This window comes from Nocardia miyunensis NBRC 108239, assembly GCF_001613065.1.
GTDB classification, from domain to species: domain Bacteria; phylum Actinomycetota; class Actinomycetes; order Mycobacteriales; family Mycobacteriaceae; genus Nocardia; species Nocardia miyunensis.
In genome coordinates, this window is the sequence record NZ_BDBQ01000001.1 from 129510 (window position 1) to 153313 (window position 23804).

20 protein-coding genes and 1 pseudogene are annotated in these 23804 nt (G+C 65.3%); 12 read left to right on the forward strand and 9 right to left on the reverse strand.

The window, feature by feature from the left end; translation table 11 throughout:
- Positions 1-39: 39 nt before the first annotated feature.
- The 3 genes from NM2_RS00575 (at position 40) to NM2_RS00585 (ending at position 2801) form a co-directional block, all read left to right on the forward strand.
- A complete protein-coding gene (locus NM2_RS00575; RefSeq protein WP_067662284.1) occupies positions 40-1209 on the forward strand; it encodes an acyl-CoA dehydrogenase family protein in 1170 nt (389 codons plus the stop codon).
- Positions 1206-2381 (forward strand): thiolase family protein, encoded by a 1176-nt coding sequence (locus tag NM2_RS00580; protein WP_067662287.1) that lies wholly within the window; start codon positions 1206-1208, stop codon positions 2379-2381. The genes NM2_RS00575 and NM2_RS00580 overlap by 4 nt, the downstream gene beginning before the upstream one ends.
- 63 nt (positions 2382-2444) lie before the next feature.
- The gene (locus tag NM2_RS00585; RefSeq protein ID WP_067662290.1) at positions 2445-2801 is read left to right on the forward strand and encodes a Rieske (2Fe-2S) protein; all 357 of its coding nucleotides are present in this window, start codon (positions 2445-2447) and stop codon (positions 2799-2801) included.
- Between the two features lie 114 nt (positions 2802-2915).
- On the opposite strand, the gene NM2_RS00590 is transcribed toward NM2_RS00585, so the two are convergent.
- The 3 genes from NM2_RS00590 to NM2_RS00600 form a co-directional block, all read right to left on the reverse strand.
- The gene (locus NM2_RS00590; protein ID WP_067662292.1) at positions 2916-3641 is read right to left on the reverse strand and encodes a FadR/GntR family transcriptional regulator; all 726 of its coding nucleotides are present in this window, start codon (positions 3639-3641) and stop codon (positions 2916-2918) included.
- A 78-nt stretch (positions 3642-3719) separates the two neighbouring features.
- The gene (locus tag NM2_RS00595) at positions 3720-4505 is read right to left on the reverse strand and encodes a crotonase/enoyl-CoA hydratase family protein (protein WP_067662296.1); all 786 of its coding nucleotides are present in this window, start codon (positions 4503-4505) and stop codon (positions 3720-3722) included.
- Positions 4502-5266: an SDR family NAD(P)-dependent oxidoreductase gene (locus NM2_RS00600; protein WP_067662300.1), complete on the reverse strand. Its 765-nt coding sequence runs from the start codon at positions 5264-5266 to the stop codon at positions 4502-4504. The genes NM2_RS00595 and NM2_RS00600 overlap by 4 nt, the downstream gene beginning before the upstream one ends.
- 253 nt (positions 5267-5519) lie before the next feature.
- Here NM2_RS00600 and NM2_RS00605 point away from each other — a divergent pair, with 253 nt between their 5' ends.
- From NM2_RS00605 to NM2_RS00630, 6 genes are all read left to right on the forward strand, one after another.
- Positions 5520-6386 (forward strand): hypothetical protein, encoded by an 867-nt coding sequence (locus NM2_RS00605; RefSeq protein ID WP_067662303.1) that lies wholly within the window; start codon positions 5520-5522, stop codon positions 6384-6386.
- Positions 6383-6808, forward strand: a complete 426-nt coding sequence (locus tag NM2_RS00610) for a Zn-ribbon domain-containing OB-fold protein (RefSeq protein WP_245717763.1) — start codon at positions 6383-6385, stop codon at positions 6806-6808. The genes NM2_RS00605 and NM2_RS00610 overlap by 4 nt, the downstream gene beginning before the upstream one ends.
- A complete protein-coding gene (locus NM2_RS00615; RefSeq protein ID WP_067662309.1) occupies positions 6805-8346 on the forward strand; it encodes a class I adenylate-forming enzyme family protein in 1542 nt (513 codons plus the stop codon). Before NM2_RS00610 ends, NM2_RS00615 begins: the two co-directional genes overlap by 4 nt.
- Positions 8343-9512, forward strand: coding sequence for a thiolase family protein (locus NM2_RS00620; protein WP_067662312.1), 1170 nt, complete (start codon positions 8343-8345; stop codon positions 9510-9512). Before NM2_RS00615 ends, NM2_RS00620 begins: the two co-directional genes overlap by 4 nt.
- A gap of 20 nt (positions 9513-9532) precedes the next feature.
- Positions 9533-10315: an enoyl-CoA hydratase/isomerase family protein gene (locus NM2_RS00625; protein WP_067662315.1), complete on the forward strand. Its 783-nt coding sequence runs from the start codon at positions 9533-9535 to the stop codon at positions 10313-10315.
- Positions 10316-10730: 415 nt separating this feature from the next.
- Entirely contained in the window at positions 10731-11456 is a 726-nt protein-coding gene (locus tag NM2_RS00630) for a FadR/GntR family transcriptional regulator (protein WP_067662318.1), read from the forward strand.
- A 13-nt stretch (positions 11457-11469) separates the two neighbouring features.
- Here the strand turns inward: NM2_RS00630 and NM2_RS00635 are convergent, their stop codons facing one another.
- Complete coding sequence (locus NM2_RS00635) at positions 11470-14829, reverse strand: protein kinase domain-containing protein (RefSeq protein WP_369690286.1); 3360 nt, start codon at positions 14827-14829, stop codon at positions 11470-11472.
- A 468-nt stretch (positions 14830-15297) separates the two neighbouring features.
- Here NM2_RS00635 and NM2_RS52835 point away from each other — a divergent pair.
- The 3 genes and pseudogenes from NM2_RS52835 to NM2_RS00645 form a co-directional block, all read left to right on the forward strand.
- Positions 15298-15525, forward strand: a pseudogene (locus tag NM2_RS52835) (alcohol dehydrogenase catalytic domain-containing protein); the annotation flags it as partial.
- 15 nt (positions 15526-15540) lie between these two features.
- Entirely contained in the window at positions 15541-16215 is a 675-nt protein-coding gene (locus NM2_RS51220; protein ID WP_245717765.1) for a zinc-binding dehydrogenase, read from the forward strand.
- Between the two features lie 181 nt (positions 16216-16396).
- Complete coding sequence (locus NM2_RS00645) at positions 16397-17593, forward strand: cytochrome P450 (RefSeq protein WP_067662324.1); 1197 nt, start codon at positions 16397-16399, stop codon at positions 17591-17593.
- An 858-nt stretch (positions 17594-18451) separates the two neighbouring features.
- On the opposite strand, the gene def is transcribed toward NM2_RS00645, so the two are convergent.
- The 5 genes from def to NM2_RS00670 all read right to left on the reverse strand — a co-directional run bounded on the left by def (position 18452) and on the right by NM2_RS00670 (position 23736).
- Positions 18452-19021: a peptide deformylase gene (def, locus tag NM2_RS00650; RefSeq protein ID WP_067662327.1), complete on the reverse strand. Its 570-nt coding sequence runs from the start codon at positions 19019-19021 to the stop codon at positions 18452-18454.
- A 120-nt stretch (positions 19022-19141) separates the two neighbouring features.
- Positions 19142-20065 carry an IS3 family transposase gene (locus NM2_RS00655; RefSeq protein ID WP_157120818.1) on the reverse strand — a complete coding sequence of 308 codons (924 nt, stop codon included), beginning with the start codon at positions 20063-20065 and terminating at the stop codon, positions 19142-19144.
- Between the two features lie 35 nt (positions 20066-20100).
- The gene (locus NM2_RS00660; RefSeq protein ID WP_067663208.1) at positions 20101-21168 is read right to left on the reverse strand and encodes an IS110 family RNA-guided transposase; all 1068 of its coding nucleotides are present in this window, start codon (positions 21166-21168) and stop codon (positions 20101-20103) included.
- 362 nt (positions 21169-21530) lie between these two features.
- A complete protein-coding gene (locus NM2_RS48615) occupies positions 21531-21683 on the reverse strand; it encodes a hypothetical protein (protein ID WP_157120819.1) in 153 nt (50 codons plus the stop codon).
- A gap of 508 nt (positions 21684-22191) precedes the next feature.
- Positions 22192-23736: an MFS transporter gene (locus NM2_RS00670; RefSeq protein WP_067662330.1), complete on the reverse strand. Its 1545-nt coding sequence runs from the start codon at positions 23734-23736 to the stop codon at positions 22192-22194.
- Between the last annotated feature and the right edge of the window lie 68 nt (positions 23737-23804).

Genomic DNA, 23804 nt, shown 5'->3' on the forward strand with positions numbered 1-23804 from the left:
GGACGGAGCCGACCCGCGCCCGGGTAGACAAGGAAGACAATGGTTTTCGAACTGGATCAGAAATATCTCGATATTCGTGACGAGGCGATCGCCCTGGCGACCGCGGCCGAACCGTTGGCCGTGGAGGCCGACGCGATGAGTACGGTGCACGAAGGCGTGCACAAACTGCTGGCCGGCAGCGGCCTGTGGACGCTGATGGTCCCGGCCCGCTGGGGAGGACGCTTCGACGCCGTCGACCCGCTGGCCGTCAGCGTTGCGCGCGAGGTTCTCATGGGCACCTCCGCACACCTGGATTCTCTTTTCGCACTACAGGGGATCGGCAGTTTCGGATTGGCGCGAGCGGGCAGCGACGCCCTGCGCGACCACTGGCTGCCCAAGGTCGCCTCCGGGGAGGTCCTCGCCGGGCTCGGGCTCACCGAGCGGGACGCGGGCTCGGACCTGAAGAACATCGTCACCGAGGTTCGCCAGGATGGGCGTCGGCTCATGCTCAACGGCAACAAGTCCTTCATCTCCAACGGTGGCGCCGCGGGGTTCTACTGCGTGCTGGCCCGAGAAGGCCAGGGGCTGAGCCTGTTTCTCGTGCCCGCCGGGACCCCCGGGCTGGAGATCACCCCCACACCGGAGATCATCGCGCCGCACATCCTGGCCGATCTCGACTTCGACAACGTGGAGGTCGACGAGGCGAACCGGATCGGGGACATCGGCAAAGGCCTGGACCACGTGCTCGCGACGCTCGCCGTGTTCCGGGTATCGGTCGCGGGCGCCTCGATCGGCCTGGCCCAGGCCGCGCTGAACGAGGCGGCCCGGCATGCGGGGACACGGATCCAGTTCGGACGGCCGCTGGCCAGACTCGGAGCGGTCGCGGACATGCTCGGCGCCTCATGGGCCGAACTCGAGGCAGCACGACTGCTGACCTACAAGGCGGCCGACGCGGCCCGGGTCGACCCGGCCGCATCCCTGCATCTGAGCTCCATGGCGAAGCTGGTCGCCAGCGAGACCGCCGGCCGCATCACCGACCGAGCGGTACAGATCTCCGGCCGGTTCGGACTGGTCCGTGACTCCAAGCTCGAACGGCTGTACCGGCAGGCCCGCCCGATGCGGGTCTACGAGGGGTCGTCGGAAATTCTGCGGCTCGGCATCTCCAAAGCGCTCGTCAGCCAGGTCCTGGCCGACGATGGCAGCACGGCAGCCGGGCGAGTCACGCCATGAGGGCACCGGATACGGCTCAGGACGCGGTGATCGTCGATGCGGTGCGATCCCCCGTGGGACGAGGCCATGCCGAGAAGGGGGTGTTCCGCGATGTCCATCCCGCCGATCTGCTGGGGCAGTGCTACCAAGGCGTGCTGGCACGAGCTGGCGCCGATCCGCTCGCGATCGACAATGTGATCACCGGGTGCGCGAACCAGATCGCCGAGCAGTCCTCCGGTATCGCCCGCAGCGCCTGGCTGCAGAAGGGGCTACCCGCGACCACGGGCGCCACGACGGTCGACATCCGCTGCGGTTCCGGCCAGCAAGCCGCGCATTTCGCCACGTCGTCGATCCGGGCCGGAATCGACCGGGCGGTCATCGCCGCCGGCGTGGAACATATGGGCCGCAACGGATTCCGAGTCAATCAGGGCTCGCAGGAACAATGGGGCCGGGCATTCACCGCGGAGTTGCACTCCCGCTACGGATTGGTGTCCCAGGGCGAGGCCGCCGAACGGCTGGCCGACGCCTACCGGATCAGCCGCGCCGAGATGGACGAATTCTCCGCGCTGTCGCACCAGCGCGCGGCGGCGGCCGCTCGCGACGGGCATCTTGGTCGTGAGATTCACCCCATCGACGCCGACGGGGTGAAGGTCGACGCCGATCAGGGCATCCGGCCCGGGTCGACGCCCGAAGCTCTCGCGGCCCTGAAGCCGGTATTCGCCCGGGATGGAAAGGTCACCGCCGGCAATTCCTCGCAAATTTCCGATGGCGCCGCCGCCGTGCTGCTCACCAGCGCGCAGTTCGCGCGGGACACCGGTCTGCGCCCGCGGGCGCGCGTGGTGGACCAGGTGGTGCTCGGCGTCGACCCGGTCGAAATGCTGACCGGTCCTATCGCCGCGACCAGGCGCATCCTCGAGCGAAACGGCATGAGCATCAGTGACATCGATGCGATCGAGATCAACGAAGCCTTCGCGTCGGTGGTGCTCGCCTGGCAACGGGAATTCCGGCCGGACATGGACCGCGTCAACAGCTGGGGTGGCGCGATCGCGATCGGACATCCGTTGGGCGCCACCGGCGCCCGCCTGCTGACCACTGTGGTCAACCGGTTGGAGATCACCGATTCTCGCTTCGGCCTCGTGACGATCTGCTGCGGCGGGGGCCTCGGCACCGCCATGTTGATCGAGCGTCTCTGATACACCGCCGCGGCCGGCCCTCGCGCAAGCGCGCTTCCCCGAAAAGCAAGACTGGAGTAGGACATGACCCGCCATGTAATCGGCAAACTACAGGATTTTCCCGGCGACACGCGCCGGGTGTTGGATATCGAGGGCGTGGAGATCGCTGTGTTCAATGTCGACGGCTCCTTACACGCCATGCGTAATACCTGTCCGCACAAGGGTGCGCCGCTGTGCACTCACGCACCCACCGGAATGATGCTCGAGAGCGCGCCGGACACCTATGAATGGGGACGCGAGGGTGAGATCGTGCGGTGCCCGTGGCACGGGTTCGAATTCAACCTGTCGGACGGAAAGTCGGTGCTCGCACCGGCGTTGAAGCTGCGCGCCCGGGTGTACCAGATCGACGTCGAGGGTGACGACGTCGCCCTGTACATCTGAAATACCCTGTAAATCGACAAGATTCGCCGGCCGGACCCATCGTGTGCGATGGGTCCGGCCGGCGATTGCGCGGTGGGTGGGTCAGGGGTCGACGACCGGCTTCGCAGAACCGGATCAGAGCCCGTAGAGCTCCCAGGTCACCACCTTCCCCATGATGTCGGGGAACTTCCTCTCGTAATACCTCGCAGCCTCCGAAATATGCTGCGCCATAGCATTTCCCGCCTCGTCGGGCTTTCCCGCTTCGATGGCCTCGCAGATCACCTCGTGGACGGCGAGAACCGACCGGCGCGCACTCCTGGTGAACCGAACCCCCAGCGGCGCACCGTCGAGAACCCAATCCAGCGAATTCGAGATATAGGTAATCAACGGGTTGTGCGTGCCTTCGGCGACGAGACCGTGAAAGTTGTGGTTCTCGTCCAGAAACACGGTCTCTTCGTCCAGATTGGCCCGCATATTGGCCACCGAATTCTTCAGGCCGATGACGGTCTTCTCGTCGCGGTGTGCCGCGCACAACGATGCGGCGATGGGCTCGATATACCCCCGCATCTCCACAACCGAAGCGAAGGTGGTCTCGGAGAACTGCATCAGCAGCGCGAGGGTGCTCGCAAGGTGTCGCGAATTGGGGGCGGCGACCACCGGCCCGCCACCACGGCCCGCGCGGACCTCGATGACACCGAGGAGTTCGAGTATTCGCAGCGCCTCACGAAGCGTGCTGCGACCGACGCCGTAACCCGAACACATTTCCGGCTCCGCTGCGAGCGGATCCCCCGGACGCAGTCCCCGATGGCGGATCTCCTTGACGATCCGCTGCGCGATCACTTCGGATCGTTTCGGCGGCATCCGAGGTTCGTAGGCATGAGGTGTCATGTCCTTCGAATTCCCGGCATGCCCATTCCTGAGCCACATCGGCTGCTCCTGTCAGATTCCCGACCACAGGGGTGCGCGCTTCTCGGCGAAGGCCACCGCACCCTCCCGCGCGTCGGCCGAACGACGCACCGGATCGACGATGGCCTCCTGCCGCTCGAAAGCCTCGGCCGAGGCCCAGTCGCCGGACTCGACGATCACTCGCTTGGACGCCCGCACCGCGAGGGGTCCGTTGGCGCCGATCTCCTCGGCGAGCTCGACAGCCACCCGGCGGGCATGCCCGGCCGGGGCAATCCGATTGACCAGACCGCGATCGGCGCACCAGGCGGCGCTCAGGTGCCGCCCGGTCAGAACCGCCTCCATGGCCAGGTGATATGGGATTCGCGACGGCAGCCGCAGCAGCCCACCGCCCGCGGCGGTCAGCCCGCGCTTCACCTCGGGCAGCCCGAAGACGGCGTTCTCGGCGGCGACGACCAGGTCACACGCCAGCGCGATCTCGAATCCCCCGCCCACGGCCGCGCCCTCCACCGCGGCGATCAGCGGAGTGTTCGGGGGTTTGCGCACCAGACCGAACGCGCCACGTTTCGCGTCGACAGGTCGCTCGCCCGTCGCGCGGAACGCCTTCAAGTCCATACCCGCCGAAAAGTGCCCGCCCGCGCCGGTCAGGATTATCACACGGCATTCGGGATCATCGTCGAGCAGATCGAACGTGCGGCTGATCGCCCGCGCGGTGGCCAGATCGACCGCGTTGCGGGCCTGCGGCCGGTTGATCGCGAGAACGACGACGCCGTTGGGCAGTTCGTCGATCGCGAGTGCCAGGTCCGGTGCCGGGGCGCTCATCGTGCGGCCATCCGGATCGCGCCGTCGAGGCGGATCGTCTCTCCGTTGATCATGGGATTTTCCATGATGTGCACCGCGAGCGCCCCGAACTCCGCCGGGTCGCCCAGGCGGCTGGGATGCGGCACCGACTGTCCGAGCTTCTCGCGGACGGGCTCGGGGAGCCGGGCCAGCAGTGGCGTGTCGAAGATGCCGGGAGCGATCGTCGCCACCCGGATCTGGTAGCTCGCGAGATCGCGCGCGGCGACGATGGTCATGCCGACGACGCCCGCCTTGGACGAGGCGTAGGGGATCTGGCCGACCTGTCCCTCCCACGCGGCCACCGAGGCCGTCATCACGATCGCGCCGCGATCCCCGTCGAGTGGATCGTTGTGCACCATTCGAGCCGCGCTCAACCGCAGGACGTTGTATGAGCCGATGAGGTTGGTGTGGATGACGCCCGCATAGTTCTCGAGCGGGTTGGGCAGACCTTGTTTGTCCAGGATGCGTGTGGTGTGACTACGCCCGGCGCAGTGCACCACCGCGCGCAAGGGGCCGTGGGACTGCGCCAGGTCGAGTGCGGCCGCCACCGAAGCCTCGTCCGTGACATCCGCGGCAGCGAAGTCGGCGGATCCGTCGAAACTCCTGGCGATCTCGGCGCCGGCGGAGGTTGCCAGATCCAGAATCGTCACGTGCGCACCGCGTTTGGCGAGTGCCCTGGCACTGGCGAGGCCGAGGCCGGATGCACCACCGGTGACCAGCGCGGATGTTCCCTCGAGGTTCACGAACTTTCTCCTCACTTCTCGAATCGATTCACCCATCGCGTGGGAGAACACTGTCTTAATCTAACTAATATAATCATGTTTGAGAGCTGTCCCGTAAGCCCTGCGATCACAGCGGCCGCTGCGGAGACGGAGCCCTTCACCGCGGAAGCCTGGGGTGCGAACCCCTTCTCAAGCAGAGTTAAATATGATTATATTATTGCTAAATTCTGCCGCAGCATGATGCGCGGCACCGAAGTCGGCAAGGAGATGCGCAGTGGGAAACACCCTGCTCGAGCGTGAGAAGGACCACCCCCAAGAGGTCGTCTCGGAAAACAACGGACGCCGCATCGTCATCATGGACTCCGCCCGATGGGTGGACGAACGAAACACCGAGCGCGATGTCGTTCTGCCCGCGTCCTACATCGGAGTCCTGCCCGCGCGGATGTGTGCGATACACCGTCCACGAGGCGTCATCGGGCACGATGCGTGCGTCGGCAAGGACGGCGCGGGCATCGCCGGACTGTGGTACCTGGAGGCCCTCGGCATCCCCGCCGCCACTGCGGACGGAATGACCGTCGAGATGGGCAACGGCCGCGATCTGCACGACAGCGGAATCATCTCGCACGTGAATTACCACGCCGAGCGCCTCGGCGTTTCGGTCGGCATGGCGGTTCGGGCCGCCGCGGAACTCCTGCGCGACGGGGAGCCGGTCGACACCGCGGTCGGCAACAAGATTCGCCGGGAGATATACGAGGAGCTTCCGGACGGCCGTCGTGTCGTGGTCACCGATTCCATCGTCTGGGCGCTGCCCGAAGATGCCGGCCGCAGTGTCATGGTCACCGCGGGACACACCGGCCGCAGCGGTGCGAAATTCCTGATCGAGGCCCATCCGTGGGCCTTCATCTGCCACGACGGCGGAAAGTCCAAGAACGACTCGGGCATCGTGGGCTTGCGCACCGCCGAAGAGGCCGGGCTGGCCGGCGCGTGCATCGACGGGGAGACCGCGCCGATCGGAGATGCCTTTCGCGGCTACCGCGAGGGGCTGATCAGCGCCTGCAACGGTCCCGCGCGCGAACGTGGCGTGAGTGTCGGCATGCCGGTGGCGGTTGCGGCCCACTTCCTACTCGTCGGCGGGCGATGATGGCGCCTCGATTCGAGCGCCCGCTCCCGACTCCGGACGAGCTGACGGCCCCGTTCTGGGAAGCCGCCCGCGGACGTCGGCTCGTGCGTCCGGTGTGCCAGGACTGCGCACGCAGCTTCTTCACACCACAGCTGATCTGCCCGCACTGTCTGAGCGAGAAATGGCATTACCTGGACAGCAACGGGCGTGGATCGGTCTACAGCAGCACCCGCGTTCACCGATCACCGTCCCCGGCGTTGCCTGCCCCCTACGAGTTGGCGGTCGTCGAACTCGACGAGGGGTGGCACATGCTCACGAACATCGTCGCCACCGCCGATGTGCCGACCCCGATCGGCGCACGAGTCGAGGTCACCTGGTTGGAAATCGACGATCACTGGACATTCCCAGCATTCCGAACCCTCGATATGGAGGATCCGCGATGAATATCGGACTCGCATTCAGCAGAAATGCCCGCCGGAATCCCGGCGGGCTCGCGAGTTTCGGCGACTCCGGCTCCCGGACCTGGGCCGAAGTGAACGACCGGGCCTGCCGGCTGGCGAACCTGCTGATCGACCGCTACGGGGTCGAACGGGGCGACCGCGTCGCCGTTCTGGTCGCCAACCGCCCGGAGGTACTCGAACTGGTCGGTGGCTGCGCCAAGTCGGGAGCCGTCTACGTCGGGCTGAACTTCCGTCTGGGTGAACCCGAGTACGCCGACATCTTCGACAACTGCCGCCCGAAAGTTGTTCTCACCGACTCGGAGCTGGCACCGATGACGCGACGGCTCACCGAAGGCGGCGACTGCGTCGTCATCGATATCGATGATGCGGGTGAGTACGAATCGCAGCTGAGCACTGCCTCGGCCGCCGCTCCAGGGATCGAGCGGACGGTGGGCCCGGGCGACCACTTCTGCATCGTCTACTCGAGCGGCACCACCGGCCGGCCCAAAGGCATTCTGTTCAGCGTCGGCGCGACACTGCAACACGCCGCGGTGGCGGTGAGCGAATACGAATTGACGGCCGATTCGCGGTGGTTGATCGCCATCCCGCACAACTCGAGTATGCAGATCACGATCGCACCCCTCGCCCTGCTCGGCGGTGCGATCGGCTTCTCGGACTCGCGCGGATTCAAGCCCGGGCGATTCGCCGACGACGTGCGCGCGAACGAGGTCACGCACACATTCCTGGTACCCACCATGCTCATCCGGCTGCTCGAATCCGACATCGGCGTGGACTCGATCCCCACGCTGCGAACCATCGGATACGGCTCCGCGCCGATCGCCCCGGACCGGGTCGCGGCCTTGATCGAACGCTTCGGCCCCATCTTCGTCCAACTGTACGGGATGGCGGAGGTCGCCTCGATCGGGACGATGCTTCGCAAGAGCGATCACGCACTGGCGGCGGCCGGACACCCAGAACTGTTCTCCACCTGCGGCAAAGAGTCCTCGACGGTGATGGTTCGACTCGTCGACGAGGCGGGCGCCGACGTGGCGGCGGGACAGCCGGGCGAGATCGTGTTCGGGACCCCGCACACGATGGCCGGCTACTACCGCGAACCGGACCGGACCTCGGAAGTGCTCATCGACGGTTGGATGCACTCCGGTGACATCGGCCAGTGGACACCGGACGGTTATCTGAAAATCGTCGGCCGGAAGAAGGACCTCATCATCCGTGGCGGCTTCAATATCGCACCGACCGAGATCGAGAACATCCTGACGCTCCACGAGCGCGTGCGCGAGGCCGCCGTCGTCGGACTGGACGACTCCGAATGGGGCGAAGCCATCGCCGCGGTGATCGTAGCCAGCGGACCGCACGCTCCTGAGCCCGAGGAACTGAAGCTGTGGTGCCGCGAGCACGGACTTCCGAGCATCAAGGTGCCGGAACGAATCGAGATCTGGCCGGACCTGCCGCGCAACGCCGTCGGCAAGACCGTCAAAGCCGAGATCCGACACGTTCTGAGTGCGCCGGCCGCCATCTCATGAGCGCACATCCCTTCCACGACATCGCCATCGTCGGCGTGGGAATGACCGAGCAGGCTCGGCGACTGGAGATGAATTCACTGACCGCGAGCGTGCGCGCGGCCAAAGCAGCACTCGCCGACGCCGGAATCGATCGCACCGACGTCGATGGCATCTGCGCGCGATGGCCCGGCCCGGGCGGCACGGTGTTTCAACCCGGATCCGCCGATTGGGCAGGACTGCTGGGGATCCCAGTCCGGTGGATCGGCGACACCTACCCGCAGGGGGTTCCCGCCGTGCTCGACGCCGCCGCGGCGATCATCACCGGTCAATGCCACACGGTGTTGATCACCGGAGGACAAGCGGGCGTCCTGAGCGCCGAAGCCGGCCGGGTCGCCTCCTACACCCGCCCGGCCAACGAATTCGTCGAACCGTTCGGGTCCTTCACCACAGCCCAATTCGCGCTCGTAGCGCAGCGCTATGTACACCGGTATCCGCATGCGCGCGAGGCCATGGCCGCTGTCGCCGCCGCCATCCGCAGTACCGGGTCGGCCAATCCCGACGCGGTCATGGCCGGTCGTGGCCCGTACACGGCCGAGGACGTACTGGCCGCGCCCAGGCTCGTCGACCCGTTCACTAGATTGGAGGTGTGCCTGGCCAATGAGGGGGCTGCCGCGCTGGTCGTGACATCGATCGACCGGGCGCGAGACCTGAAATCCACACCGGTCCGGATCCTCGGCGGAGGCGCGGAATGGATGCGCCAGCAGTATGTGGACCCGCCGCTGTACGACGACGTGTGGATGATCGGGGCCGACGCGGCACGCCGGGCCTTCGCCACAGCCGGGCTCGGACCTCACGACCTCGACTTCGTGCAACTCTACGATGTCAACTCCGCCGAGGTTCTCCGGCAATACGAGGCCCTGGGTTTCTGCGCACAGGGCGATGGCGGACCGTTCGCCCTGGACGCCGGCATAGGCATCGATGGCGGACTTCCCACCTGCACCGACGGCGGTGTGCTTTCGTTCAGTCATATCGGCTGGGGCGCACCCACTTTGAAGATCATCGAGGCCGTCCGGCAGATCCGCGGGCAGAGCGGGGACAGGCAAGTGCCGAGCGCCCGGGCCGGCCTGGTCGCCGGAGCCGGCTCCGGTGCGCAGTACTACAACGTCCTGATTCTGGGCGCGCACTGAATCGAACCGAAAGAGCCACGATGTCAGATATCGAATACGACGTAGCCGATCACGTCGCCACCATCCGACTCAACCGTCCACACCGTAAGAACGCGTTCACCCTGGAGATGATCGCCGCGTGGGCCGACGCGCTCGTCGACGCCGAAAGCAATCCGGACGTGCGGGTCGTCGTCGTCACCGGCGCGGGCGGTTCGTTCTGTTCCGGAGTCGACCTCGCGGTCCTGCAACAGATCGAACAGACCCCGTTGGGCGCGAAGAACCTGCTGACCAAGCATGTGCACCGGGTCGCGCACGCCGCCGAGGCGCTGAGCAAGCCGTATCTGGCCGCGGTACCCGGCGATGCCTTCGGCGCGGGAATGGACATGGCTCTGCTCGCCGACATCCGGCTGGCCGGCGAGTCGGCGCGGTTTTCCCAGGCATACATCCGGGTCGGCTTGGTGCCGGGTGACGGCGGCTGCTACCTGTTGCCCCGCATCGTCGGCACTGCCCGCGCATTGCAGCTGATGTGGACCGGAGGAACCGTCGGCGCGCCGGAAGCGCTGGCCCTCGGCCTGGTCAGTGGCGTATATCCCGACGCGCAACTGGACGCGGCGATACTCGCCCTGGCATCGGAGATAGCGAGTCAGCCACCTGTGGCCGTACAGATGATCAAACGAAGTACGAGGCTCGGCGAACGGCACGATCTCAGAACCGCCCTGGACCTCATCTCCTCGCACCATGCGGTCGTCATGTCGACCGACGACTCATCCGAAGCACGACGCGCATTGGCGGAGAAGCGATCTCCGCGATTCACTGGGAGGTGAACGGTCGTGCCCGAATCGAATACGCTCTCGGCCGAGTGCCGCTATCCACCCGATCCCATGACCGTCGCGCAAGCGCGAGTCATGCTCCAACTCCACCAACTGTGCGATCAGAGCGTCTGTCTGCACCGCCGGGACGCCTACCGGGTAACGATCACCTCGATGCGTACGCCTCGGGATCATCGTCCGGCAGTCCCGGCCGCCTCCACGTACTACTCGGACCCAACCAGCTCCGAGTAGTACGGGCCGAAAATAAATATATGATGAATATATGCCTGGAAAGACTGCCGACGACGCAGGGCCCCGTTCTCCGCGATCCGATGGTCTCACCCGCCGTGGCGCCGAAGTCCGCGAGGAGGATGCCACCGAGATCATGCCTCTTTTCCGGGACGTCACGCCGCGGACACGCCCATCGGAGATGCCGCCCAAACGATCGGAGGTTCTTGCGCAGCGCATCGTCCGAATGATCCGTGACGACGGCCTTCGCACTGGGGATCCGTTGCCGATCGAAGCGGATATGAATGAATCCTTCGGTGTAGGACGAAGCACCGTGCGCGAGGCGTTGCGCATCCTCGAGCAGCAGGGCGTGATCAACATTCGGCCCGGCCGGGGTGGCGGTCCCACTGTCGGCCGCCCCGATTCCCGGCAACTCGCCAGCACGCTGGCGCTGTTGATGCAGTTCGCCGATACCCCGTTTCGATCGGTCCTGGAAGTCCGCGAGTACATCGAGCCAATCGCCGCCGCCCTGTGCGCGCGTAATGGCGACCAGCGCGTTTTGGACGGCATTCGGCAGTCTGTCGACGTCATGCGGGCAGAACTGGCCGACGAAGAGGTATTCCTGTACGAGAATCACCGTTTTCACGAGCTCATCGCCGAGGGCGCGAGCAATCCGCTGCTCACATATTTCCTGAACTCCTTGGACTGGATCATCGATGGCGTCCGCCTGGGTGTGGTCTACAGCCGAACCTCTCGTAAACATGTCGCCGAAATTCACGAGCAGATCTGCGAAGCCATCGAAGACTGCGACTCCGACAGGGCGCGGGATGTGATGACCCAGCACATGGCCGAGACCCGGGCGTTCTTCGAGCGAAAGTTCCCGAAGGTCATGGAACAGGCGCTGACCTGGGAGATGTACGGGGCCTGAGAGTTGGAGCCGGTCAACGCTGAATACCAGCGGGACGTCGGCGGGTGGTCTTCGTATTCGAGATCTGACCCCGGCCCTGCGCCCGCACCCACGCCGCGATTTCTTTTTTCGACCTGACCCCGAGCTTGGCCCGTATCCGGCCCAGATGCCGACGGGTGACGGCCGGCGAGATCGCCAATTCCGCAGCGATGTCATCGTTGCTCAGACCCCGCGCCACCAATTCACTGATCCGCCGCTCCAGGACGGTCAGCACGGTCCCGGGGGCAGCGGCTGAACTCGGCCGGGCGTCATGGTCGAGCGCGAGCGCTATGACCCGCTCGACCTCCATGCGCGAACCCCGGCGATAGGCGATTCGGTATTCGGAATCACCAAGGGCCTGTCGCGTCACGCGCTGACAATCGTCGTGGTGGCAACGCAGCTCGGGAAACAGGACCGAGGTGCTGCCGACGGCGGCGCACAGCGCATCGGCGGCACCCATGAACAGCGCGGCATCGCCCATGCGGCGCTCCTGCGCGGCGACCCAGGCGAGGGCCTCGACACAGACACCGGTCACCAACGGCTGGTCCACGATCCGGCACAACCGCAGGCATTGCCCCAACAACTCCGACGCCTGCTCCAACCCACCCTGCCGGAACACCGTGATTCCCAAGGCCCACAACGCATACGACCGATACACCGACTCCCCGGCCGCGGCGGTAATGGCAAGGACCTTCTCCTGGCAGGCAATGGCCTGGTCGGCACGCCCGTCCAGGTCGTACGCCAATCCGAGCATCATCAGAATCCACACCCGGGTGGCCTGGTCCTGCTGCGTGGTGAATACCGCGAGCGCGTCCTCGAGACGAGCGCAGGCATGTGCCACGTCACCGCTGTACAGAGCCAGCAACCCCGCGGCATGCGCCATCCTCGCCCTACTGACCGGGTGGTCCATCTTCGCCGCTATTGCCTCGCCGGCGGCGACGAGTTCGCGGCCCGTCGTGAACTCACCCTGTAACTCCGCCAAGACGCTGTCGGCGTACATGGCCTTCACGCGATGCACCGACGTGTCGGCGGACTCCTCGAGCAGCGCGCGATCCAGCCAATACCGGCCCTCGCTGAGCAGATTGCGGGACAACCAGAACGGGAACAAGCCCGCCGCGATCTGTAGCGCCGACTCCGCGTCCATGCCCACTTCGTCCGAGAGCGCGTACTCCATCGCCTCCCGCAGGTTGGCCTGTTCCCGTCCGAGCAGGGCGAGCCAGCTCAGCTGGTCGGCGCCGAGCCAGCGGGCATCGGCGTCGAGCACCAGCTGCCGGTACCACTCGTGGTGACGCCGCCGCAGCATCGCGTGAATTCCGCTGGACCGGGCCTTCTCACGGCCGAATTCGCGCAGCGTCTCGAGCATCCGGAAGCGGACCACTCCGTCGAGCTCTTCGCGGATCAGGATGGACTTGTCGACCAGGGAGGCGAGGCAGTCCAGCAGGTCGACCGACGCGTCCTGCTCCACGCAGACCGCCTCCACGGCGTCGAGTTCGGAGCTGCCCGCGAACACCGACAGCTGTGCCCACACCCGCTGCTCGGTCGAGGTGCACAGCTCATAACTCCATTCCACGCACAGCCGCAGGGTCTGTTGCCGAGTCGGAGCGGCACGGTTCGCATGCGTCAGCAACTTGTACCGGTCGGTCAGGCGCCGTGACAGCTGTGTCACCGACATCGCGCGCAACCGCGCGGTGGCGAGCTCGATCGCCAACGGCAGACCATCGAGGTCCCGGCAGATCTGCACGACCTCGGCGAGATTCTCATCGGTGATCTCGAATCCCGGGACGGCCGTGGCCGCGCGTTCCTCGAACAGCGTCACCGCGTCGTACGAGGGGGCCGCGATCACCGCGGCGCCCTCCCCCGGTTCGGGCAGAGCCAGCGGCGGCACCCGCAGCAGCATTTCGCCTTCGATATCCAGCGGCTCGCGGCTGGTGGCCAGCATGCTCAACGACCGGCAGGACCGCAGCAGCGTTTCGACCAACTGCGCCACCGCGGCGATCATGTGCTCGCAGTTGTCCAGCACCACCAGCGCACGGCGGGTAGCGAGGTACTCGACGACCACATCCCGCATCGGGGCAGCGGATTGGTTTCCCAAGCCCAACGAGGACGCGAGCGCGTCCGCTATCAGCGACTCGTCCTTCAGTTCGGCCAGTTCCACCAGCCAGACACCGTCGGGGTACTGCTTGCGCACGTCGGCGGCCAAGCGAAGCGCCAGCCGTGTCTTACCGACGCCCCCGACCCCGGCCAATGTGACCAGCCGCGCCTGCGCGAGTTTGTCACTCGCGGCCGCCAGCTCCCGCCTGCGTCCCACGAAACTGGTCAGCTCCGGGGGAAGGTTGCCCGCCGGACCGCGTCCTGATTGCGCGGGAATGCCAGTGGGCAGGGTCTCCCTGGACGCTCGGGGCGCCCGCGGTTCTTTCAGAACCTCGCCACCCTCGGTGAGCAGTGCCATTTCGTCGACGACGAACCCGCGGTCGGCTTCGATGGCGCGCAGGACATCGCCGAACTCGGCCGCTGTGCTCGGGCGGGCGTCGGGTCGCCCCGTCATCGCCCGTCCTATCGACATCGCCAAGTCTTCCGGTATGCCGCGCTCACGCAGGTCCGGGACATCGCCGGTGGTTATCCGCACGAATTGGGTCACCAACCGTTCGCCGGTCCGGCGTTCGAATGCGGCGTGACCGGTCAGCGCACAGAACAACGTCGCCGCGAGGCTGTAGACGTCGGACGCGGGACTGGGCGGCCGGCCCTCGAGTATCTCCGGCGCGGTGAACGCCGGAGACGCGATGACCGTGCCGGCCGTGGTTTCGAACCCGCCGGAAAAGTGGGCGATACCGAAATCGGTCAGCGCCGGTTCACCGTATTCGGTCAGGAGAATATTGCCCGGTTTGATGTCGCGATGCAGGATGCCGAGGCGGTGCGCGGTCTCCACCGCCCCAGCCAGTTTGACCCCCAGCCGCAAAACCTGCGGCACCGAGAGCACCCCGCCGCGGCGGATGACCGAGTCCAAGGACTCGCGCGCGTGGTACTGCATCACCAGGAACGGGTGCCCGCTCTCGGTGGCGCCGACCTGCAGCACGGTGACGATATTCGGGTGGCCGGTGAGCCTGCCCATGGCGCGTTGCTCCCGCAGGAAACGCGCCCGGTTCTCGTCATCGATACCCCGAGTGAGCACCTTGACCGCTACGACGCGGTCCAAAGCAGGCTGGGCGCATCGGTACACCGCACCAAATCCACCGTGACCGATCTCCACCGGATCCGCGAATCCGGCTGCCACCAGCTCCGACTCGAGTACGCGGGCCTCGTCGCACTGTGTCGGGGACCGATCGCCGCTCCCCATCGAATCCTTGTCGACCGTCACGAATCTACCGCCGCGACCGGCCCACCGGCCGCCCCCGGAGGCCCGCGCCGGCCAGATCTCGATACACACCCACGGCCGTAACCTACGGCACCACCTGCCTCGACCGCTCCCGTTTGCCCGACTGGAGGTCCCGATCTCGGCCTCCGGCTTCCGGCCGATCCACCGGGCAGGCCCCCGAACTCGTCGCGGCCGCTGCCATCGTCGGGCCTCGAGCCACGACCGTCCGACGTCGCAGCATGCCCGGCGCGGTGTGGCGCCCGGACCGGTTGCCCGGTTTAAATCTATTAACTATATTCATATTATCCAGGCTTTATCCAGACGTTCTACAGACAGGAGGCGGCTGTGCGTGCCGTCCAGTACTCCGGTGTCCAGGATGTATCTCTCGCCGAAATCGACCGGCCCCAGCTCGAACCCGGTCATGCGCTGCTGCGAGTCGTCGCCGCCGGTGTGTGCCAAACCGACATTCACATGCGGGCCTCGAGTGAGCCGATGGTGCCCGCGGGCACCGTGCTCGGGCACGAAATCTGCGGGCAGATCGTCGAGCTCGCAGATGACGTTCGCAGCAACGCCCTCGGCGATCAGGTTGTCGTGCATCCCGTCTGGTCGTGCGGGAGGTGCCGGCAATGCATCGCCGGACGGGACAACGCGTGCGTGAACACGGGCGGTCGGATGTTTCCCGCACCGACGCCCGGCGTTTCGATCAACGGGGGTATGGCGGAGTTCGTGGCGGTACCCGCCGCCGCGCTCATCCCCGCGGCGGGCCTGGACCCCGCCTTCGCCGCGATCCTGACCGATGCCGGACTGGTGCCCTATCACTCGATCAACGCGGCACGAGACCTGTTGCGGCCGGGGGCGTCCGCCGTCGTCATCGGCATCGGCGGACTCGGCCAGATGGCCATCGAAATACTGCGGACACTGACCGGAGTGCAGATAGTAGCCCTGGACATCAAGGACGCGGCGCTGAATGCCGTGCGCGACAAGGTCGATCACGCATTCCGCAGCAACCTGGCCGGAGTGCGCGCGGACGTACTGTCCGCAACGGGAGAATACGGAGCCGACTTCGTGCTGGATCTGGTCGGCAACTCCGAAACCCTGGCCCTGGCCGCCGCCGTGGTGTCGCCGTACGGGGCGATCCGGGCACCCGGCCTCAGCGACGGCGTATTCGAATTCGAGACCTCACAGCTGGCGACGTCCCTGCCTTGGGGCGCGTCGATCACTCGCCCCTACAGCGGCACCCGTCAGGATCTGACCGACCTCGTGGCACTGGCACAAGCAGGCCGGATCAGCGCAAACGTGACGCGATATCGATTCGACGATGCGCTGCAGGCCTTCGACGATCTCGACGCCGGGAAGATCAATGGCCGAGCCGTGATCGTCATGGACTGATCAGGCCGTCCCGAATCCGCCGAGACCAACCCCGCGATCACCGGCCGAGCCGCCCCGGTTGCGACATAATATGAATATAGTTACTATATTTTTCAGCGCGTGACGCGCACCACTTCCCGCATCCAACCCAGCACAGGACCGCATCGCGGCGACGTTCGTGGTCCCGATTTGGAGGTCAAAGATGACAACCGTGACGGGTTTCGATCCGCTTTCCCCGATCGTTCAGCAGAATCCCTACCCCTACTACGAGCAGTTGCGTGCGACTGCTCCCGTGCACTACATCGAGTCGGTCGGAGCATGGGGGATCTTCCGATACTCCGATGTCGAGAACGCGTTCAAGCACCCGGAGATCTTCTCCGCGAAGGACTTCATCGCCAACGCGTTCGGTGAGTTCGATCCGGTACCGGAGGTGAAGTCGATCATCGCCACCGACCCGCCCGAACATTCCCGCATCCGCAGGCTTGCCAACGCCGGCTTCCGGCCGGGCGCGATCAAAGCGATGGAGCCGAAAGTCGAGGCGGTGGTGAATCGGCTCCTCGACAATCTCGAGCCCGTGCGCTCCGAGTTCGATCTCGTCGCCGACTATGCCGCCTACGTACCGGTCAACGTCACCGCGGACCTGCTCGGGGTCGACGACCCGGACGTGCGCGAGGATTTCAAACGCTGGACGATGGATCTGCTCAAATCGCCGAATCGCGGTGTGCTGCCGCAGGAAGAACTCGACCGGATCCACCGCAGCGTGGCCGAGCTGCGCGCCTACTTCACCGATCAGATCGAATACCGGCGCAAGAATCCCGGCAACGATCTGGTCTCCGATCTGGTGCGCGCGGAAGAGGAGTCCCAAACCCTCACGGCCACTGAGATATTGAGCCTGGTCACGTTGATGCAGTTCGGTGGCTCCGAGACTCCGTCTCATCTGATCAGCTCGACGGTTTACAACCTTTTCACCCACCCGGAGATCCTGGACGAGGTCCGGCGCGATCCGAGCCGGGCGATGGCCGCCGTGCAGGAAACCCTCCGGCAGAACTCACCGGTGCAGATGGTGTTCCAGACATCCACACAGGACGTCGAGGTCGCCGGTGTCACGATTCCCGCGGACGCGATGGTGTTCTCCTACATCAGTTCCGCGAACCACGACGACACGGTGTTCAACGATCCCGACAGCTTCATCCTCGATCGTCCGAACCTCAACAAGCACCTGTCCTTCGCGACCGGAGCCCACCATTGCATCGGCGCGCCCCTGGGCCGCATGATGTGCGCCAAGGCAGTCGGTTCACTACTGACCCGGTACCCGGATCTGCAGCCGCTCGAATCAGCCCCCGAGTGGATGCCGTCGTACTGGGTACGTGGGCTGGCCCGGTACCGGTTCACCGCCTGAGCGACCGTCGAGACTCCGGCTCTCGGCGTACATCCCGGTGGTCGAGGCTATCGCGTCAGCGATAGCCTCGACCACCGGATTCGCGAAACACCCACCACTGCAGAATTATTCACATCGTACGTACAGCCCGACGAACTCGACCAGTACGACATCCACCCCAGCATGCGTCATCAGATCGACGACTACCTGTCCAGCACTTATCCCCACCTCGGGTGAGCGCCGGGGAGCGCAGTTGTGCCGCCAGGATCTGAAGACTGAAAACGTGACGGTTGCATGTGGCGGATATAGACGATCTACAGCTGAATAGCGCGGCAGCGGCGGTCTGGCGGTATGCCGAAGTGGGAACGTCGACGACGTGCTGCTGTAGTTTGTCGAGCGCAGTCTGATCGTCCTCGACTGCAGTCTCTTGGTCGTCGGTGAGCTGGATGTGGCCAACATGCGCTGCCAATTCGATTTCGTCTGCAGCAATCGACTTTTGCTTGACCTTCGCACGTGCACAAGCCGTTCGGTGCGGGCATTGCCCGAAGGGTCCTGTCGCACTGCGGTGTTAGGCAAACCAGCTGCCGCGCGCACACTCGCACGAACACCAGTCAGCCGGCCAGCGACAGATCCGTAGCTGTGGCCTGCATCGTCTCCGCGCCACAACGCGCGCACAGTCCGAAACCGCAGGTTGTTCGCGCCGGATCGTAATCCGTGCCCCCTCGTCGAAGATGACGTCGATCACCAACGGCGGCAGTCCTGAAAATGACAGCCCAACAGCAACATTCACCTCCCCCACGCACAAGGCATCTTGTCTTCAACCGTCAGTGTGCACCGTTGGCTGTGCACCAGAGCCGTCACTTGGGCAGACCCGTCCGTTCAGGTTTGGTAGCTCCATGATCGGCCGGTCTGCCGGTATTCGCCGACTGGTATGGGTGTGAGGCCTGGTCGCATGCGCTGGGTGTAGAGGATCCCGTCGAGGTGATCGAGCTCGTGGTGGATGAGTCGCGCGATGCCTTCGCGGTATTCGGTTGTGATCAGTTCCCCTGCAAAAGTGTGTGTTTCCACGGTGATTCGTAACGGTCGGGGTACGAGTCCGCGGACGTCGAAGAACGACAGGCATCCTTCGTACTGCTCGTCCTGCTCCGAGGAGGAATCCACGATGCGTGGATTGAGCAGGATGATCGGTTCGGCATCAGGTTCGGGCGGTTGCACGACTGCGACGCGGCGTGCGAGGCCGATCTGCGGCGCGGCAATACCCATTCCCTTGGCGAACGGATGCACGCCGCCGACACGGCGCATCGCCTCTTTCAGTTCGTCGACTGCGGTACGGGCCATCGATGCCTCGGCAGGCAGGTCGAACGGCTCGGCGTGTTGCGCCAGCAGGGGTGCGCCGGCCTGGACGATCCCGAGTTCGCGCATGGTGTGGCTGGGTTGGGTTTCGATCACCGTGTTTCCTTCCCTACGAGGTGGATTCATCTCTCGCTACGAAGCGCCATTCGAGGCGGTAGCGGGCGTGTAGCGGTGGGTGCAGGGTGAACCGTCACGGGTAAGGGACCGGCTTCGGTGTTAGACCAGCGCCGGTCGGCGTGGTGGTTGTTGAGAGTAGTACGCGGCTTCGTATTCGGTCGGGGTCAGGTAGTCCAGCCGGGAATGCAGGCGGGCGTTGTTGTACCAGTCGACCCATTCCATGAGGGCGAATTCGACCTCGCCGAGGGTGCGGAACGGGCCGTGCCTGCCCACGACCTCGGTCTTGAACAGTCCGATGATCGATTCCGCTAGCGCGTTGTCGTAGGCATCCCCAACCGAACCTATGGATGCCGAGAGACCTTGTAGTGCAAGTGATTCAGTGAACATCACCGATGTGTACTGCGACCCGGCGTCGGAGTGGTGGATCAGTCCTGGCTCGATCGGATGCCCGTAATGATCACGCCGCCACACGGCCATGTTGAGCGCCTCGGACACCAACGCGGTCGTTCTGGTCGCCGCGGCGGTCCAGCCGACGATCGCACGGGAGTAGGCGTCGAACACGAACGCCATTCTGTACGCCCACCCGGTCCACGTCGAGACGTAGGTGAAATCCGCGACCCACACACGGTTCGGTGCCTCGGCGGTGAAATCGCGGTTGAGCTTGTCCGCGGCTCGCACGCCGTCCTTGCCCGCAATCGTCGTGCGTTGCTTGCGGCCCCGCACGACACCGTTCATTCCGAGCTCGCGCATGATCCGGTCGACGGTGCAGAACGCCACCCCGTAGCCTTGGCGGCGCAGATAACGGGTCATCTTGCGGCGCCCGTACATCTGCTCGGGCTTGCCGACGAGATCTCGTAATGCGTTCTCCACGTACGCATCTGAGACATCACGAGTCGAGGGTGGCCGGCGGCGGGCTTTGCGGTAGGTCCTGGGCGCGATCTGCACCCCGTGCGCAGTGAGCGCACGGCAGATCGACTCGACGCCGTAGACCTTTCGGTATTCATCGATGAAACCGACGATCAGGGGTGTCGCGGGTCGAGTTCCCGGATGCTCCTATGTCAAGCCGCCTGCAGCACGGCCGGTTTCATCGGTGCATCGGCTGGCTGAGCAACGGCTCGTTCATCGAGGATCAAGGCGCGGTAGACGACATCGGATAGGCGCCGACGCAGCAGGCGCATGGCTTCGACGCGGGTCTTGCCACGTCCGGTGAGCTTGTCGAGGTAGTCCTTGCCGGGCCCGAGGCCACGGGTTTGGGTAAGCGCGATCATATGCAGGGCGCAGTTGATCCAGCGATTACCACCGCGGTTGAGCCTGACCTTGCCAGAGGTGCTACCTGACCACACCGGGATCGGCGCAGTGCCGGTGAACCGCGCATAGGCATCCTTGCTCCGGAATCGTTGTGCCCCAGCAGTTTCGCCGATGATCACCGCGGCCGAGAGCACCCCGCATCCGGGAACGGCCAGCAGGCTCGGCGCCAGCCGCCGGACCCGTTCACGCAACTGCCGTTCCAGATCGTTGATCTGCCTGGTCAGCTCGCGGCAGCGAGTGGTCATCTCCCGCGCAAGCTGGGCGACCAGGCCCTCGAAACCGGTGAGGCGTTCGGCGAGGTCGTCGATGACGCAATAGCGGCGCAGTCCGCGGGCGGGAATCTCCAGCCCGGGGTCGAGTTCGTGAAGGTGCCAGCGCAGCCGATTGATGAGCTCGGTTCGTTCGGTGACCAGGACATGGCGATAGTCGGACAACAGCTTCACCTCCCGCGCTGGACCATCCAGGCGGGCGGTCGGCAGGTCCGGCTCACGCAGTGCCGCATGAGCGACAGCCAACGCGTCGATCGGGTCGGACTTGCCCTTTTCCCGGCTGCCACGTCGTGCCGCGGCCATCAGATGAGTCGGCACTCGCACCACCTCGAAACCTGCTGCGAGAAGGTCTCGTTCGAGTCGTCGGGTGACGTGGCGGCAGTCTTCCAGGGCGAACTTCGCGCCCGGCCACTGCGCCGTCCACTCCACCGCCTTCAAATGGTCTTCGCTGGTCGTTCCGATCTTCTTTTCCGCGAGCCGGCGCCCAACCATGTCGGCAGCCACCAGAGTATGGCTGCGCTTATGGGCATCCACGCCAATAACGACCAGGTTCAACGGGTTTCATCCTCTCCAACGGCACCGACACTTCCCAGTCGAGTGAGGACGGGCACGCGTTAATCGGGCATACAGCGCGCTCCTATCAGGCCACGAACCCCACCGGCTGGAACCCGGCGGGGCCGCACATCGTGACAAGCCACCAGCATTGAAGCCGGGGCAGCGAAGAAAAGAGCGAACCCCGCCGGGTTTGATCATCTTTACATTGACGCGAAGAAAGCCGAGGCCAGCTTCAGAATCTCGTTGGCCTGCTTGAGATCTCGGACCTCTTTCCGCAACTTCTGCAACTCGTCACGCTCGGCCGGCGACAGGCTCGAGGCTGCTTGCTTGCCCGGCCGGGCACCCTCGGCCAGGGCCTACTTGATCCAAATCCGCAGCGTCTCGAAATGCACATCGACCAACGGTGCAAGAGCCTGCGCGGCAGCATACGGAGTTCCGTACTCATCCAGACGCTCGAGAGCCAGACGCACAGCCTTCTCACGAACCTCGGGCGGATAACGCTTCGACATGATGGGAACCATCTTCCACTAGAAAGAAGCGGCCCCCAACCCGTAACGGTTCAATTTCGGCGTGCGCTCGCACTGAGGTGGCCGCCGACGGCTGCCTGCGGAGGGCGCGACAGCCACCGTACTATCAGCGCGAATATGGGACCGTCCGCCAGCTCGCGACGGCCTACCACCGCTGAACTGACTGAGCGAGAAGGGATTTCGCGTGGCGAAAGAAGGCACTCAGATCATTGTGTTTCACCCCGTCCGCAGGGCGGTGGGGGCTCACCTCGAGACTCTAACTGTAGCGGTACAAGGCAGCTATATGCGTTGAGCGTATAGCGCGCTAAATTCAAGTGATCTAGCCTCCGGTAACCACGTCAACCCAGGACCAGCGCCGCTGGGTGCACTGGTCACGGTGACCGCGTTGGCCGGAGACCCGCTGGCACTGCGAGTCCGCCTACGGCGCAGGGGACTCCACCGCTGCCTCGGAACACGCGGCCTCCGCGGCGAACATCAAGCGGTCCACCGGTCACCCGCGCGGGGTGACTTTCGGTTTCGTGAGATCCCCTTCATGAGGAAAGCGGCCACCATCACGCGAGCTCCTGGTGTCGGGAAAGCCTGCGCGCGCCCGGAACTCGCCGCCGCACCTCGGGCGGTCCGAGAAGCGCTCCGCACCTGCACCTTTGCGCCTGCGTGCGTTGAGGCTGAGGAGCAGGGCCGCCGCGACCGCGACGACAAGAGCGAAGATTCCCTCCCACGCTGCTGCGGCATAACCGTTTTCGGTCGGTATGTTCGAACCATCGGGGGTGTGCACCACAAGCAGGGTCGCACTCAGAGCGCTGCCGACAGAGTAGCCGACATATCGCAGAACCTGGTAGAAGCTGTTGGCGCTGCCGGTCTCCTGCGGCGGCACTCCCCGGTGGATCTGGGCCGGGTTGACGGCGAATACGACACCGATGCCGAACCCGGCCAACCCCATACACACCAGCAGCGGCACGAGATGCGCACGAGTGGTGAGGAACAACGCCATCGCGGCGATGAGAACCACGCTACTGGCGGCAGTGAGTGCTTCCAGCGAGAATCGACGCATGGCTCGCACCGCCAGCCGACTCGCAACGAAGCTCCCCACCGAATACGGCACAAGCATCACACCGGCGAGAGCGGCCGAGTAACCATAGCCGTAACCGGCGTTCGGCGAGGTTTGGGCATAGCGGACCACGAGCGACAGCAGCGGATAGATTCCGGCTCCCACGAGCACGACCATGACGTCGGCTGCGAGTACGGAAGGATGCCGGAGCAGTCTGACATCGACCAAAGGGGCTCGGTGACGAAGCTCCCACCACATCCAGGCGCATGTGACCAGAACGGCGACCACAACCGCCGACACCAATGCCGGTGACGTCCAACCCCACTGCGGGCCTTGTGAACACGCCAGCAAAAGGGCCACGATGGCCACCGTGAGCAGTGCGAGGCCGACGGCATCCAGGCGACGCGGCCGGCGGTCCGGATTGGGTGGCAGCACCCAGGCGGCAATCCCGATAGTGACCACGGTCAGCGCGGCACCGAACCAGAACGCCGCCGCCAGCCCGCCGTAAGCGGTGATCAGCCCCGCGACAGGGTATCCGACCCCCAGCCCGGCCGCGGTCGTGACGCCGATCAGCGCAATACCCGAGCCCTGCTTTCGTTCCGGCAGACCGTCACGGGCGGCCGTGATCGCGAGCGGAACCAGCCCGAGCCCCACACCCTGCAGGGCGCGACCGGCCAGCAGCCACTCGAAACCCAATGGCAGAGCGGACAATACGCAGCCCAAGGCAACAACGGCCAACGCGCAGAGAATCGTCTCGCGGCGCCGACGCCCATCACCGAGTCGTCCCAGCAGCGGCGCCGCCACTGCACCGGCGATCAGTGAAATGGTCAGTGCCCATTGCGATGTCGCCAGCGACACGTGCAGGTCGGCGACGATCGTCGGCAAAAGAGGTGCACCCAAGCTGCCTACCGCGGTCGAGACCACCCCCAGCAACACCAGCGCGGGCAGCAGCACCGCCTGCCGAACATTCGCGTTCACGCGAGTCATGACGCACAACCTCGTTTCATCGGCACTTCGCCCCAACTAATATACAAGTGTGAAATAATTCGGGAGTG

Excerpts from the sequence above, each read along its gene's own strand:
- NM2_RS00615 (WP_067662309.1), top strand. The coding sequence starts at position 6,805 with ATGAATATCGGACTCGCATTCAGCAGAAATGCCCGCCGGAATCCCGGC.
- NM2_RS00620 (WP_067662312.1), top strand. The coding sequence starts at position 8,343 with ATGAGCGCACATCCCTTCCACGACATCGCCATCGTCGGCGTGGGAATG.
- NM2_RS00625 (WP_067662315.1), top strand. The coding sequence starts at position 9,533 with ATGTCAGATATCGAATACGACGTAGCCGATCACGTCGCCACCATCCGA.
- NM2_RS00595 (WP_067662296.1), bottom strand. The coding sequence starts at position 4,505 with ATGAGCGCCCCGGCACCGGACCTGGCACTCGCGATCGACGAACTGCCC.
- NM2_RS00645 (WP_067662324.1), top strand. The coding sequence starts at position 16,397 with ATGACAACCGTGACGGGTTTCGATCCGCTTTCCCCGATCGTTCAGCAG.
- NM2_RS00590 (WP_067662292.1), bottom strand. The coding sequence starts at position 3,641 with ATGCCGCCGAAACGATCCGAAGTGATCGCGCAGCGGATCGTCAAGGAG.
- NM2_RS00630 (WP_067662318.1), top strand. The coding sequence starts at position 10,731 with ATGCCGCCCAAACGATCGGAGGTTCTTGCGCAGCGCATCGTCCGAATG.
- NM2_RS00610 (WP_245717763.1), top strand. The coding sequence starts at position 6,383 with ATGATGGCGCCTCGATTCGAGCGCCCGCTCCCGACTCCGGACGAGCTG.
- NM2_RS00580 (WP_067662287.1), top strand. The coding sequence starts at position 1,206 with ATGAGGGCACCGGATACGGCTCAGGACGCGGTGATCGTCGATGCGGTG.
- NM2_RS51220 (WP_245717765.1), top strand. The coding sequence starts at position 15,541 with ATGGCGGAGTTCGTGGCGGTACCCGCCGCCGCGCTCATCCCCGCGGCG.
- NM2_RS48615 (WP_157120819.1), bottom strand. The coding sequence starts at position 21,683 with ATGTCGAAGCGTTATCCGCCCGAGGTTCGTGAGAAGGCTGTGCGTCTG.
- NM2_RS00575 (WP_067662284.1), top strand. The coding sequence starts at position 40 with ATGGTTTTCGAACTGGATCAGAAATATCTCGATATTCGTGACGAGGCG.
- NM2_RS00585 (WP_067662290.1), top strand. The coding sequence starts at position 2,445 with ATGACCCGCCATGTAATCGGCAAACTACAGGATTTTCCCGGCGACACG.
- NM2_RS00670 (WP_067662330.1), bottom strand. The coding sequence starts at position 23,736 with ATGACTCGCGTGAACGCGAATGTTCGGCAGGCGGTGCTGCTGCCCGCG.